This window comes from Sorangium sp. So ce385 (assembly GCF_051474135.1).
Lineage (GTDB): Bacteria > Myxococcota_A > Polyangia > Polyangiales > Polyangiaceae > Sorangium > Sorangium cellulosum_D.
Genome location: NZ_CP150337.1, coordinates 10,660,676 through 10,675,134, shown reverse-complemented (window position 1 = coordinate 10,675,134; position 14,459 = coordinate 10,660,676). Strand labels below are relative to the sequence as shown.

Genomic DNA, 14,459 nt, shown 5'->3' with positions numbered 1-14,459 from the left:
TGATTTCCCTCGCGGTTCCGTCGTCGGGCCGCCGCGCTTCGCCCGGGGCGCCGCTTTTTTTTCGCGCGGCGACGGCCCCGCCGCCGCGGCGACGACGGCGCGAGATCGTCGATGCGGTGCGGCGGCCCGCGGGCCGCCGCGTCATCGGCGCTACCACCTCGGCCCTACCTGTCCTAGAACACGCGACGCACACTCCCCTGAAAGCGAGCTCTTCGATGATCCGCCTCCGCCTCGCCGCCCTCGCCCTGCCCGCCGCCCTGGCCGCGGCGGCCTGCGACGCGCCGTCCGCTCCGGTCGGCGCGGCGCCCGACGCCGCGCCCTCCGCCGCCGCGCTGCCGGACCCGCCGCCCTCCGCCGCCGCGCCGCCGGCGAGCGCCCCCGCGGCGCCCGCCGAGGCGAGCGCGGTCGCGGCCGACGCGGCGGCGCCGGCCGACGCGGGCGCGCCGGCGGAAGACGCGGGCCGCAAGCCGTCGGGCGACGCGGGCGACGCGGGCGGCGCGGCGGCGGCGCGCGACGCGGGCGCGGCGGCGGCGGCGCGCGACGCGGGCGGCGGGCGCGCCGAGGCGCCGGCGGCGACCGGCGCGTCCCCGCCGGTCGCGGAGGCGCCGTTCGTCCCGCCGCCCGAGCCCGGGTCCGCGGACGCCGTGGCGGCGGAGGTCGACGCGATCTTCGTCGGCAAGAAGACCTATGTCGCCCGCTTCAAGCAGGAGCACACCCAGAAGATCTCCGGCGCCGTCAAGAAGCAGAGCGGCGCGCTGTCGGTCCAGAAGCCGGACAGGATCTCGTTTCGCTACGATCCGCCGAGCCGGAACCGCATCGTCTCCGACGGCGTCTCGCTCAAGGTCTACGTGGCCGAGGACCGGCAGATGTTCGTCACGCCGGTGAAGAACTCGGAGTATCCGGGCGCGCTCTCGTTCCTGATGGGCCACGGGCTCCGCCCGTCGTTCACGTTCACCTTCAACGAGAAGGCGAACTTCCAGGGCGGCCCCGTGCTCGTCGGCAAGCCGCGGGCGCCGACTCCCCACTACGAGATCGTGATGTTCTATATCGACAAGGCGCTCCTCGCGAAGAAGGACCCGGGCGTCGTGCGCCGCGTCCTCATCGTCGACGCGCAGGGCAACCGGAACCGGTTCGACTTCGAGAACGCGTCGCAGCCCGCGTCGATCGATCCCGCGGAGTTCCAGTTCACCCCGCCGCCCGGCACCGACGTCAAGCAGAATTGATGATTCCGCGCCTCTCGCTGCCGGAGCTGTTTCCCGACTTCCATCCGGAGTGGATCCTCGCCGAGGACGCGGATCTCATCGTTGTCGACAAGCCGGCTGGCCTGTCGACGCACGCGCCGGAGGCGGACCGGATCGACGACGTGGTGACGCGCCTCCGCGCCTTCCTCCGCGGCCGTGGCGACGCGGAGGCGTACCTCGGGATCCACCAGCGGCTCGATCGCGACACCTCGGGGGTCCTGCTGTTCACGCGGCGGCGCGAGGCGAACGCCGCGGTCGCGCGGCAGTTCGAGGGGCGCACCGTGCAAAAGACGTACGTCGCCGCCGTGTCCGGCTTCGGCGATCGCGCGCCGCGCGGCACGCTGCGGCACCGCCTCGTCCCGGCGCCGGGCGGCGCGATGCGCGCGATCGCCGAGGCCGGCCCGGGGCGAGAGGATCGGGGCGCGGGGCGAGAGGATCGGGGCGCGAGGCGAGAGGATCGGGGCGCGAGGCGAGAGGATCGGGGCGCGAGGCGAGAGGATCGGGGCGCGAGGCGAGAGGATCGGGGCGCGAGGCGAGAGGATCGGGGCGCGAGGCGAGAGGATCGGGGCGCGGGCGGCCAGGAGCGAGCCGCCGGCGGCGCGCTGGCGATCACCCGCTACCGGCTCCTCGAGCGCCGCGGCGACCGCGCCCTCCTCGAGCTCCGGCCCGAGACCGGCCGCACCCACCAGCTCCGGGTGCAGCTCGCCGCGATCGGCCTGCCCATCGTCGGCGATCCGCTCTACGGCGGCGCCGAGGCCCCGCGCCTGCTCCTGCACGCCGCCGAGCTCCGCCTCGACCACCCGGCCACCGGCGCGGCCGCGGCCTTCCGATCGCAGCTGCCGGCGGCCTTCGAGGCGTGGCTCGCGGACGCGCCGGCGGACCCGTACGCGGGGGGCGTCGCGGCCGTCGAGCGCGCCATGCGCGAGGCCGCCGAGCGGCGCTACGCCGTCGCGCGATCCGGCGACACCACGGCGTTCCGGCTCGTCCACGGCGCGGGCGACGGGCTCCCCTCCCTCTCGGTCGACCTCTACGGCGAGCACCTCGTCGTCGCGCTGTTCGGCGCGGGCGAGGGCGAGCCGGGCGCGCCGCCGCGCGACGTCGTGCTCGACGCGGCCCACCGGCTCGGGGCGAGGGGCGTCTACCTCAAGGTGCGCCCGAAGCACGCGAGCGTGATCGTGGACGCGCGGCGCGAGGAGTTCGCGCCGCGGCACGCCGTCCGGGGGGAGAGCGCCCCCGAGGAGCTCACGATCTTCGAGCACGGCCTGCCGTTCAAGGTGCGGCTCGGCGACGGGCTCTCGACCGGCATCTTCCTCGACCAGCGCGAGAACCGGCGGCGCGTGCGCGAACTCGCCCGGGATGCCCGGGTGCTGAACCTGTTCGCCTACACGGGCGCGTTCACGGTCGCGGCCGTGGCGGGCGGCGCGCGCGAGAGCGTCACCGTCGACGTGTCCCGCGGCGCGGTCGCCTGGGCGCGCGAGAACCTCGACGCGATCGGCGCGGACGCGGCGGCGCACGTCGTGGTCGAGGCCGACGTGTTCCCGTGGCTGAAGGCTGCCGCTCAGGCCGAACGGCGCTTCGACCTCATCGTGCTCGATCCGCCGAGCTTCGCGACCACGAAGAAGAGCCGCTTCAGCGCGGCGAGCGATTTCGGGGCGCTCGCCGCGCTCGCCTTCCGCCTGCTGGCTCCGGGCGGCCGGCTCCTCGCCTGCACCAACCACCGCGGCATCGCGCGCGCCAAGTTCCGGCGCCATTTGCACGAGGCCGCGCGTGAAGCAGGATGCGACGTCGTGCAGATGAAAGACCTCCCCGATCCCGTCGACTTTCCGAGCGAGCCGGGCATGGAGCCCCATCTGAAGAGCGTGCTCGCCACCGTGGGCGCGCCGGCGGCGAAGGCCGGCGCGTCCGCCAAGGGCGCGCCGGCGGCGAAGGCCGGCGCATCCGCCAAGGGCGCGCCTGCGGCGAAGGCCGGCGCATCCGCCAAGGGCGCGCCGGCCCGCGGCGCTCGCCGAGGGGCCGCCGCGCCTGGCCGGGCGCCTCGCCGGGGGGCGCGATGAGCCAGCGCCGTCTCCTCATCACGATCCGCTCGTACGCCTACCTGGAGCCCGCCTTCCTCGCGGCGGGCGACTTCGAGCGCGGCCTGGTCGAGCGCAAGAGCTTCCCGGACGGCGAGCGCTACCTGCGGGTCGCGGTCGACTGCTGGGGGCGCGACGTGGTCCTGCTCGGCGGCGCGCCGCAGGACCTCGACTGGCTCGAGATCTACGACCTCGGCTGCGCCATCTCGCGCGCCGGCGCCCGGTCGCTCTCCATCGTGATGCCGTATTTCGGCTACGCGACCATGGAGCGGGCCGTGAAGCCGGGCGAGGTGGTGACCGCGAAGACGCGGGCGCGGCTCATCTCGGCGATCCCGACGTGCGACGCGGGCACGCGCATCTTCCTCTTCGATCTGCACACCGACGGCATCGAGTTCTACTTCAGCGACTCGCACGTGACGCGCCACCTCTACGGCGCCCCGCTGATCACGCAGGCGGTCCGCGAGCTGATGGGCGATCGCCCGTACGTGCTCGCGGCGACGGACGCCGGTCGGGCCAAGTGGGTGCAGAGCCTCGCCCGCGGCCTCGGCGTCGAGCCGGCGTTCGTCTACAAGGAGCGGCGGGGCGACGGGGTCGGCGTGACCGGCATCAACGCCGACGTCTCGGGCCGCGAGGTCGTCATCTACGACGACATGGTCCGCACCGGATCGTCGCTCGTCCAGGCGGGGCGCGCCTACCTCGCCGCCGGGGCCTCGAAGGTCCACGCCGTCGCGAGCCACCTGGTCCTGCCGGGCGACTCGCTCGAGAAGATCAGGAAGGCGGGCGTGTTCACGACGCTGCTCGGCACCGACTCGCACCCGGGCAGCCAGCAGCTCGCCGACACGCCCGGCGCCCTGCATTCGGTGGCGCCGCTCCTCGTGCGCGCGCTCGAGCGGGAGACCTAGAGCGGCGTTCACCCGCTTCGGATACGGGCCCATCTCGACGTTTTCGGTGCTCAGCGCACCGGAGTGCGCTTCCGCGCCGAAAACGCCGAGCTGGACCCGTCTCCTGTGCGGGTGAACGCCGCTCTGCAACGCGTGTGACAGAGACGGGCGAAAACCGCTCTAGAGCACCCTCACCGGGGGCCCGACGCCGGCGCGGGCCGGCCGCCCAGCTCCCCGTAAAGACCGGTGAGCCGCTCGACGACGGCCGAGATGTCGTACCGCGACCGCGCCCGCTCCCAGGCGCCGCGGCCCATCCGCTCGCGGAGCTCGACCGAGCCGAGCAGCCGGCTGATCCGCTCGGCGAGCGCGTCCACGTCGCCCGCCGCGATCAGGAAGCCGCTCTCGCCGTCGGCGATCACCTCGGGGACCGCGCCGACCCGGGTCGCCACCACCGGCCGGGCCGCCGCCATCGCTTCCAGGAGCGCGATCGGCAGCCCCTCGGCGTGGGACGGGAGGATGAACACGCTGCTCCCCTCGAGCGCCCGGGACTTCGCCTCGCCGCGCACGCTGCCCAGGAACCGCACGCTGTCGCCCAGGCCGAGCTCCGCGACAAGGCGCTGATAGCGGGCGAGGGCGTCGGGCTCCGCCGGCCCGGCGAGGTTGAGCACCGCGTCGGGGTGCTGCCGCACGACCTGCGCGAACGCCCGGATCGCCTCCGGGACGCCCTTGCGGTCGTCGATCGAGCCGAGGAGCAGCACGCTCGGGGCGGCGGGGAGCGGGAGCGGCGCGGCCGGCACGGCGACCGCGTTCTCCAGGGTGACGATGCGGGAGCCGGGCGCGATGCGGCCGAGGTAATCGGCCCAGTACGCGCTCAGCGCGATCACCGCGTCCGCGTCGCGCAGGCTCCGGGCGATCCACCCCTTGAGCCGGCTCTCTGCGACGAAGTCCTCGAACTTGCTGCCGTGGATGTGCAGGATCGTCCGGTAGCCGAGCCACTGGCCGAGCTGCGAGAAGACCGCCTTCTCGTAGAAGGACCACCCGTACGACGAGTGGATGTGCAGGACGCGGCACCCGGGGCTGTTGGCGACGATCGCCGCGCACCCGCGGGCGAAGCGCGCCAGCTTGCCCCGCAGCCCGGGCTCGGGGGCGGTGTCGCAATGGCGCGTGGGGATCCGCTCCAGCATGGTCTCCACGTAGGTCGCGATCCCCCCCACCGCCGGGGCCCGCGGGCCGATCACCAGCACGCCCGCGCGCTCAGACATCGGCGCCCTCGCTCGGTTGCTTCAGGATCCGGGCGGGCACGCCGCCCACCGTCGCGCCCGCCGGGACGTCCTTGACCACCACCGCGTTCGCCCCCACCACCGCGCCGCGCCCGATGCGGATCGGGCCGAGGATCTTCGCGCCGGCGCCCAGGTAGACGTCGTCCTCGATCACCGGCACCCCGGTGTGGCCCTGGCGCCCGCCGATCGTCACCTGCTGGGCGATGACCACGTTCCTGCCGATCCGCGCCTGCGCGTGGATCACCACCCCCATCCCTCCGTACCCGAACCGGGTGCCGGCGCCGATCTCGGCGCTGGGCGGGATCGAGCTATTGTACACGAGGAAGGTCGTCCAGTAGAGCAGCTTGGGGACCACGGGGATTTGCTTGGCGTGGAACCAGTGCGCGACGTTGTACAGATGAATGGCATTCATGGAGTTCTCGACGGCTCTCGCCCGGGCCGGTCAGGCCCCGGATCCAGCATGGCTCGCGCCGCGGCGGCGCCCCGGGCGAGCGAGGCCTCGTCCTCGTTCTCGTCCTCGTACAGGCGCTGATAGGTCTCCGCCATCGTCGTCACGTCGGAGGGAGAAGGAAATCCAAACGTCTCGGAACGTCAAGCCCCAATTGCGGGGCCTGTCCGTGGTTGACAGGACGTCCTTCCATGCTATCCGGCCCTCCGGGAAAAGCGACGGTAGATCAATAACTTAGCCGCGCATCGAGGGGCCGCCTCCACGCTGCGGCCCGCGAGGGCTCGTCCGAAACGGCCCGGCTTCCCCTGGCGGGCGATGCAGAGCGTAGCGCGCGGCGCGCCGGCGCGCGTCGTCCTCAGAGCGCGGCAGCCTGGCTCTCCGGCGCCGACCTCGCCGGCGCGAAGCTCATCAGCGCCGAGCTCTCCGGAGCCGAGCTGACGTCGGGCGCGGCATGAAACGCGGCGTGGCGCGATCGAGGAGGCGCGGCCAGCTGCCGCGAGCGCTGGAATCGCCGCGCATGGCGACGCGCGCCTGTCGGAGCGCTGCGCAGGCTGTATCGATGCGCATCTCCGTACCATCGCCTCATGATGAAGCCAGAGTTCGTGTCGCTCACGGCGTCCGTCGTGACGCTGCTCTTCGTCCGGGCGACCGTCTCGGTGTCACGTGACATGTCACGTGACACCGAGACGCCGCACCGTGACGTCGCCTCGCGAGAACGGTGATGCCACGCCGTCTCGGCGCGGTATTTCGCGCATCTCGCTGGGCGCCGTGAGCGCGGAGCGCTGGCACTCCCATTGCAATAAATCGCTGCCGTCTGATGGCATGCTGGCCATGCGTCCCGGCGAGGAGGTCGGCGCCCGGCTCATCTCTGAGCCTGGGATGACAGAAGACGAGCCACCGAGGCACAGCATCCTTGCGTCTGCCTCGTCTGTGTCCTCTGCGCCTCTGCGTCGCGCCTCCTCGCCCGCTGCGGTCCACCGCGACCCGTCCCAGGAAAGGACTCTTCGATGCGAACTCTCTTCATGCCCGCGCTCGCCGCGGCCCTCCTCTCGGCCTGCGCCGCCGGCGAGGTGACCCCGGCGCCCGGCGCCGCCGAGACCGAGGAGACCGGCTCGGCGCAGAGCGCCCTCGCCGTCGACCACAAGGCGCGATCGCTCAGCGCGGGGATGAACCACGCCTGCGCGGTCCTGAAGACCGGCGCGCTCAAGTGCTGGGGGGAAAACGCCTTCGGTCGGCTCGGCCTCGGCGACACCGAGGACCGCGGCGACAGCGCCGGCGAGATGGGAGACGCCCTCCCGGCGAGCTTCGGTCAGGGCATCTCCGCCGTCACGGCCGGGTACATGCATACCTGTGCGCTGTACCAACCCTATTCGTCGACGCAGCCCGGTCTGAAGTGCTGGGGGCTCAACAGCAGCGGTCAGCTCGGCCAGCCCCAGGTCGGCAACCGCGGCGACGAGCCGCGCGAGATGTTCCAGATGGACTTCACGGTCCTCGGCGCCGGCCGTAGCGTCAAGTCGGCGGAGTCCGGCTCGTACCACACCTGCGCTGTGCTCGACAACGACGAGCTCAAGTGCTGGGGCTACAACACGTTTGGTCAGCTCGGCCTCGGGGACGTGCTGGACCGAGGCGACTCGGCGCTCGAGATGAACTCCGTACCCACGATCCCCCTTGGGACGGGACGAACCGCGAAGGCCGTCGCGACCGGCGAGAGCCATACGTGCGCGCTGCTCGACAACAACCAGGTCAAGTGCTGGGGCCTCAACGTGGCCGGCTCGCTCGGCCTCGGCGATCTGAGCCGGCGCGGCCACACCGCCGCGACGAAGCCGGCGAGCCTCCCGGTCGTCCAGCTCGGCGGCCCGAGCGACGAGGCCAAGGCGATCGCCGTCGGCGGCCAACACACCTGCGCCATCCTTCCCGACGACACGGTCAAGTGCTGGGGGGGCAACGACTACGGTGAGCTCGGTCAGGGCCATACGAACAGCCTCGGCGGCAGCACCGCGACCGAGCCGGAGGACTTCGGCGCCATCAACCTGGGGGGCTCGGTTTCGGCGATCTCCGCCGGCGGCGAGCATACCTGCGCCCTCCTCAGCAACGGTACGGTCAAGTGCTGGGGGCGCAACGACCACGGCCAGCTCGGCCTCGGACACACCCAGAGCTACGGCGACGCTCCCGGCGAGGTCGCGGCCTTCCCGGCCGTCGACCTCGGCCCGGGCCGCACGGCCAAGGCGATCGCCGCCGGCGTCTTCTTCACGTGCGCGCTCCTCGACACGGACGACGTCAAGTGCTGGGGTGGCGCCGCCTCTGGCGCGCTGGGCCACCCCGGCTGCGCCGGCGCCACGCCGGACTGCGGCGACGAGGCGGGCGAGATGGGCGCCGCGCTCCCTGCCGTCGACCTCGGCGACGACAAGCTCGCCGTGGGCGGCTGCGGCGCGCCGACCCTGGTCCTCCGCGACGGACCCATGAACGACCCGAACGCGAACCAGCTCTGCCTCCACGGGACGGGCACGCTGCCCCTCGCCACGCTGCCGCGCGGGACCACCGGCACCTGGGCCGGCGCCGTCGAGAGCTTCTACCGCGACCTGCCGCCCGGCGACCCCAACCGGGGCGGCCTCCTCTCGCAAGTGTCTTGCGCGACGTACGATTGCCCCTCCCAGCACTTCACCGGCGCCGACAGCGCCGGCTGGGTCGACGCCGACGAGAACGCCGAGGAAGCGGACCTCGTCACGCTCTTCCACCTGAAGGCGCCGATCCGCAACGAGGAATTCACCACCAGCGCCCCCGGGTTCATCATCGCCGACAGCTCCATCAAGCCGCCCGTCACCGTCGCGGCGCTCGCGCAGGAGAGCACCTTCGTCTGGAAGGGCGATCGGTACACGAACGACTGGACCGCAGCGACCGCGAACCCCGACATCCTCGTCGGCCATTACATGCCCGTCTCCGGGGTCGACGACGGCCTCCTCGCGCGCTGCCAGACGGACTCCGACTGCCTCCTGGAAGGATATCACTGCGTCACCTGGAACTCCGCGTCCAACCCGGCGACGTACTACTACCATGGCGAGAAGGTGTGCTGGTACACGTCGAGCGAGATGCGCGCTTGCGACGAGGACGCAGACTGCAAGCCGACGCCGACCAGCGACCTCGCCGGCGTCTGCGCGCAGGCCCCGGGCGGGACGCAGCTCAAGTGCTTTCATAGCTTGGCGCTCAGGGGCGCGATCAACTACAGCTACTGGGACGCGGTCCATCCCGAGTGGATCCTCCGCAGGTGCACCACGAGCGGCGGCGCGCTCGACAACCTCAACGCCTCGCCGGTGGTCAGGGACAGGAAGAACGCGGCATACTGGGGGGTCGAGAACCCGGCGCTCGACTTCACGAACGAGGAGGTCGTTCAAGAGATGCTGTCGCGGATCCGCGCTCAGTGGGCGCGGGGGCTGAAGTTCGACGCGCTGTCGCTCGACGTCGTGAAGCCCGCCAACTATGTCGGCGCGTGCGGCGTCTACGAGAACGGGACGACCTGGGTCCCCCTGTTCAAGGGCGACCAGCGCTACAACCCGGCGTGCAGCGGGACGTGCGACCCGGAAGACCCGAGCTGCGCCGCCAGGGACGGGTACTGCGACTGGCAGTACACGCGCGCGGTGGCCAAGTGGCTGAAGCGGCTGCGCGACGAGATGCACAAGGACGGCAAGCGCCTCCACATCAACCTGGCAAGCACCGGGGGAGTACATCCTGCTTACTCGATCTCGTCGAGCGACGCGACGCTCGCCGGTCCCGGCGGCATCTTCGACACGGTCGACGGCGTCCTGACCGAGGAGGGGTTCAACTACGCAAAGTGCGGCGCCTATTCCTACGACCTGTCCCCGGACTGCCTCGACAACCGTTATGACGGCAAGGACGTCCATTTCTGGAGCAACATGCGCGGCTACATGCTCGGCGTGCAGAGCCGCTCGAAGCCGTTCTACCTGAAGACGGGCTTCCCCACCGCCGACCACACCACCCCGCCGACAACTGCGCAGATCGAGTGGGCGCTCGCGAGCTACCTCGTGTCGGAGGCGGGGTTGGCGAGCATCTACGTGACGCCCTACTCCGACGCCACGGGCTACTGGGATTACGCCCAGCTCGGCGTCGAGCTCGACGCCGCCTGCGGAGCGGCGGCGCCCGTCGTGGAGGCGGTCGGCGCGCGCAAGGGGTTCACGCGGGCGTACCGCCACGGCTTCGTCGCCGTCAACTTCGGCGCGCCCACGCCCGCGATCTCGCCCCTGCTCGGCGGCAATATCACGGTGTCCCTCCCGGCCGGCACGTTCTTCAAGTGGAACAGCAGCACGGGGGAGTACGACGCCCCGGTGGACTGCAGCAACCCGGACCCCGCGCTGAACGACTGCGTGATCCCGCCCCAGCAGGGCAGGGTGTTCGTCCAATCGGGCGCCCCCCTCTGCCCCTGAGCGGCCCCGATCCCGGGTCGGGCGAGCCGACCCAGCCTCGTCCGGGCGAGCGTCTCGATGTCATGTGACATGTCACGTGACATCGAGACGCCGCACCGTGACATCGCCTCGCGCGATCGGACATGACGCGACCTCTCGGGGCGGTATTCCGCGCGTCTTGCTCGGCGCTGTGCGCGCGGGGCGTTGGCACCCCCATTGCAACGAATGCAACAAACCGTCGCCGTCTGATCGCTGCTGGCCATGCGTCCCGGCGAGCAGGTCGGCGCCCAGCTCACCTCCGATCGTGTCGTGACAGAAGGCGAGACACAGAGGCACAGCCTCCCCTTTGTCTCTCGCCTCTGTGCCTCTGTGTCGCACCTCCTTGACGACTGCAGTCCACCGCGACCCGTCCCAGGAAAGGACTCTTTGATGCGAACTCTCTTCATGCCCGCGCTCGCCGCGGCCCTCCTCTCGGCCTGCGCCGCCGGCGAGGTCGCCCCGGCGCCCGGCGCCGCCGAGACCGAGGAGACCGGCTCGGCGCAGAGCGCCCTCGTCCACAAGGCGCGATCGCTCAGCGCGGGGTCGAACCACGCCTGCGCGGTCCTGGAGACCGGCGCGCTCAAGTGCTGGGGGGCCAACCACCACGGTCAGCTCGGCCTCGGCGACACCGAGGACCGCGGCGACAGCGCCGGCGAGATGGGAGACGCCCTCCCGGCGAGCTTCGGTCAGGGCATCTCTGCCGTCACGGCCGGGTACATGCACACGTGTGCGCTGTACCAACCCTATTCGTCGACGCAGCCTGGCCTGAAGTGCTGGGGGCTCAACGTCAGCGGCCAGCTCGGCCAGCCCCAGGTCGGCGACCGCGGCGACGAGCCGCGCGAGATGTTCCAGATGGACTTCACGGTCCTGGGCGCCGGCCGCAGCGTCAAGTCCGCGGATTCCGGCTCGTACCACACCTGCGCTGTGCTCGATAACAACGAGCTTAAGTGCTGGGGCTACAACATGTATGGTCAGCTCGGCCTCGGGGACTCGCTGAACCGCGGCGACTCCGCGCTCGAGATGAACTCCGTCCCCACGATCCCCCTCGGGACGGGCCGCACCGCGAAGGCTGTCGCGGCCGGCGAGAGCCATACGTGCGTGCTCCTCGACAACAACCAGGTCAAGTGCTGGGGCTTGAACACGGGCGGTTCGCTCGGCCTCGGCGACCTGAGCCCGCGCGGCCTCACCGCCGCGACGAAGCCGGCGAGCCTCCCCGTGGTCCAGCTCGGCGGCCCGAGCGACGAGGCCAAGGCGATCGCCGTCGGCGGCCAACACACCTGCGCCATCCTCCCCGACGATACGGTCAAGTGCTGGGGGGCCAACGACTACGGTGAGCTCGGTCAGGGCCATACGAACAACCTGGGCGACAGCACCGCGACCGAGCCGGAGGACTTCGGCGCCATCGACCTGGGGGGCCCCGTCTCGGCGATCTCCGCTGGCTGGGCGCACGCCTGCGCCCTGCTCGGCAACGGCACGGTCAAGTGCTGGGGGCTCAACGACCACGGCCAGCTCGGCCTCGGGCACAACCAGAACCAGGGCGACGCTGCGGGCGAGATGGCGGCGCTCCCGGCCGTCGACCTCGGCCCCGGCCGCACGGCCAAGGCGATCGCCGCCGGCGTCTTCTTCACGTGCGCGCTCCTCGACACGGACAAGGTCAAGTGCTGGGGTGACGCCGCGCACGGCGCGCTGGGCCACCCCGGCTGCACCGGCGCCACGCCGGACTGCGGCGACGAGGCGGGTGAGATGGGCGCCGCGCTCCCGGTCGTCGACCTCGGCGATGACGACCTCGCCGTGGGCGGCTGCGGCGCGCCGACCCTGGTCCTCCGCGACGGACCGATCAACGACCCGAACGCGAACGAGCTCTGCCTCCACGGGACGGGCACGCTGCCCCTCGCCACGGTGCCGCGCGGGACCACCGGCACCTGGGCCGGCGCCGTCGAGAGCTTCTACCGCGACCTGCCGCCCGGCGACCCCAACCGGGGCGGCCTCCTCTCGCAAGTGTCTTGCGCGACGTACGACTGCCCCTCCCAGCACTTCACCGGCGCCGACAGCGCCGGCTGGGTCGACGCCGACGAGAACGCCGAGGAAGCGGACCTCGTCGCGCTCTTCCACCTGAAGGCGCCCATCCGCAACGAGGAATTCACCACCAGCGCCCCCGGGTTCATCATCGCCGACAACAAGATCAAGCCGCCCGTCACCGTCGCGGCCCTCGCGAAGGTGAGCACCTTCGTCTGGAAGGGCGACCGCTACACGAACGACTGGACGGTCGAGACCGCGAAGCCCGACATCCTCGTCGGCCATTACATGCCCGTCTCCGGGTTCGACGACGGCAGCCTCGCGCGCTGCCAGACGGACTCCGACTGCCTCCTGGAAGGGTACCACTGCGTCACCTGGGACGCCTCGGTCAACCCGGCGACGTACTACTACCATGGCGAGAAGGTGTGCTGGTACACGAAGAGCGAGTTGCGCAATTGCGAGGAGGACGCCGACTGCAAGCCGACGGGCATCGACGTCGCCGGCGTTTGCTCCGAGGTCTCGGGGCAGACGCAGCTCAAGTGCCTCCAGAGCGCGGCGCTCAAGGGCGTGGCCAACTACAACTACTGGGACGCGCTCCACCCGGAGTGGATCCTCCGCAAGTGCAAAACGGACGGCAGCCCGCGCGACGACCTCGAAGCGTCCCCGGTGGTCAGGAACAGGGATAACGCGGCGTACTGGGGGGTCGAGAACCCGGCGCTCGATTTCACGAACGAGGAGGTCGTTCAAGAGATGCTGTCTCGGATCCGCGCTCAGTGGGCGCGAGGGCTGAGGTTCGACACGCTGTCGCTCGACGTCGTGAAGCCCGCCAACTACATCGGCGCGTGCGGCGTCTACGACGGCGGGACGGCCTGGGATCCCCGGTTCAACGGCGACACGCGCCACGACCCGGCGTGCAGCGGCACGTGCGATCCGGAAGACCCGAGCTGCGCCGCCAGGGACGGGTACTGCGACTGGCAGTACACGCGCGCGCTGGCCAAGTGGCTGCAGCGGCTGCGCGACGAGATGCACAAGGACGGCAAGCGCCTCCACATCAACCTGAGCATCACCGGGTCGAAGACGCCTGCTTACTCGATCTCGTCGAGCGACGCGGCGCTCGCCGGCCCCGGCGGCATCTTCGACACGGTCGACGGCGTCCTGGACGAGGAAGGGTTCAACTACCGGAAGTGCGGCGCCTATTCCTACGACGTGTCCCCGAGCTGCCCGGACACCCGATACAACGGCAAGGACGTCCATTTCTGGAGCAACACGCACGGCCACATGCTCAGCGTGCAGAGCCGCTCGAAGCCGTATTACCTGAAGACGTCCTTCCTCACCGCCGCCGGAAACACCCCGCCGACGCCCGCGCAGATCGAGTGGGCGCTGGCGAGCTACCTGGTGTCGGAGGCGGGGTTGGCGAGCATCTACGTGCCGCCCCAAGACGACGGCCTGGGCTACTGGGATCACGCCCAGCTCGGCGTCGCGCTCGACGCCGCCTGCGGAGCGGCGGCGCCCGTCGTGGAGGCGGTCGGCACGCGCAAGGGGTTCACGCGGACGTACCGCCACGGCTTCGTCGCCGTCAACTTCGGCGCGCCCACGCCCGCGATCTCGACCCTGCTCGGCGGCGACATCACGGTGTCCCTCCCGGCCGGCACGTTCTTCAAGTGGAACAGCAGCACGGGGCATTACGACGCCCCGGTCGACTGCAGCAACCCGGACCCCGCGCTGAACGACTGCGTGATCCCGCCCCAGCAGGGCAGGGTGTTCGTCCAGTCGGGCGCCCCCATCTGCCCCTGAGCGGCCAGGCTCCAGCTCGGGAGCGGCGGCTGGGACTCCCAGGTCGCATCGCTCTCCGAGCTGGAGGTGACCACGCCCTCGTGCCACGAGGTGGCGAGGACCATCGGCTGTCTCCTCATCAACTGATCCAGGACCGCTCTGTCGATCGCCCCGCGGCGCGCCGCGCCCGCACCCGCCGTGGGATCCAGCGCCTGAGAGACATCCTCCGTGGCGAGGATGCTCACCCCGAACCCGCGCTTCGTGGATCTTTGTACCGGGCATGAACGGACGCAT

Annotated in this window: 9 protein-coding genes; 6 read left to right on the top strand and 3 right to left on the bottom strand. The window is 71.6% G+C overall.

The window, feature by feature from the left end; translation table 11 throughout:
- Positions 1–215: 215 nt before the first annotated feature.
- From WME83_RS38965 to prs, 3 genes are read left to right on the top strand one after another with little or no spacing between them, the layout of a single operon-like run.
- On the top strand, positions 216–1,223 hold the full coding sequence (locus tag WME83_RS38965) for a LolA family protein (protein ID WP_437314768.1): 1,008 nt from the start codon (positions 216–218) through the stop codon (positions 1,221–1,223).
- A complete protein-coding gene (locus tag WME83_RS38960; RefSeq protein WP_437314767.1) occupies positions 1,223–3,295 on the top strand; it encodes a class I SAM-dependent methyltransferase in 2,073 nt (690 codons plus the stop codon). Before WME83_RS38965 ends, WME83_RS38960 begins: the two co-directional genes overlap by 1 nt.
- Positions 3,292–4,215 carry a ribose-phosphate diphosphokinase gene (gene prs, locus WME83_RS38955; RefSeq protein ID WP_437314766.1) on the top strand — a complete coding sequence of 308 codons (924 nt, stop codon included), beginning with the start codon at positions 3,292–3,294 and terminating at the stop codon, positions 4,213–4,215. Before WME83_RS38960 ends, prs begins: the two co-directional genes overlap by 4 nt.
- A gap of 170 nt (positions 4,216–4,385) precedes the next feature.
- On the opposite strand, the gene WME83_RS38950 is transcribed toward prs, so the two are convergent.
- From WME83_RS38950 to WME83_RS38940, 3 genes are read right to left on the bottom strand one after another with little or no spacing between them, the layout of a single operon-like run.
- Positions 4,386–5,456: a glycosyltransferase family 4 protein gene (locus WME83_RS38950; RefSeq protein WP_437314765.1), complete on the bottom strand. Its 1,071-nt coding sequence runs from the start codon at positions 5,454–5,456 to the stop codon at positions 4,386–4,388.
- Complete coding sequence (locus WME83_RS38945; protein WP_437314764.1) at positions 5,449–5,886, bottom strand: serine O-acetyltransferase; 438 nt, start codon at positions 5,884–5,886, stop codon at positions 5,449–5,451. Before WME83_RS38945 ends, WME83_RS38950 begins: the two co-directional genes overlap by 8 nt.
- Positions 5,883–6,020: a hypothetical protein gene (locus WME83_RS38940; RefSeq protein WP_437314763.1), complete on the bottom strand. Its 138-nt coding sequence runs from the start codon at positions 6,018–6,020 to the stop codon at positions 5,883–5,885. Before WME83_RS38940 ends, WME83_RS38945 begins: the two co-directional genes overlap by 4 nt.
- A gap of 207 nt (positions 6,021–6,227) precedes the next feature.
- On the opposite strand from WME83_RS38940, the gene WME83_RS38935 reads away from it, so the two are divergent.
- The 3 genes from WME83_RS38935 to WME83_RS38925 all read left to right on the top strand — a co-directional run bounded on the left by WME83_RS38935 (position 6,228) and on the right by WME83_RS38925 (position 14,186).
- Positions 6,228–6,377 carry a pentapeptide repeat-containing protein gene (locus WME83_RS38935; RefSeq protein ID WP_437322093.1) on the top strand — a complete coding sequence of 50 codons (150 nt, stop codon included), beginning with the start codon at positions 6,228–6,230 and terminating at the stop codon, positions 6,375–6,377.
- A gap of 552 nt (positions 6,378–6,929) precedes the next feature.
- On the top strand, positions 6,930–10,358 hold the full coding sequence (locus WME83_RS38930; protein ID WP_437314762.1) for an RCC1 domain-containing protein: 3,429 nt from the start codon (positions 6,930–6,932) through the stop codon (positions 10,356–10,358).
- A gap of 408 nt (positions 10,359–10,766) precedes the next feature.
- A complete protein-coding gene (locus WME83_RS38925; protein ID WP_437314761.1) occupies positions 10,767–14,186 on the top strand; it encodes an RCC1 domain-containing protein in 3,420 nt (1,139 codons plus the stop codon).
- Positions 14,187–14,459 lie beyond the last annotated feature (273 nt).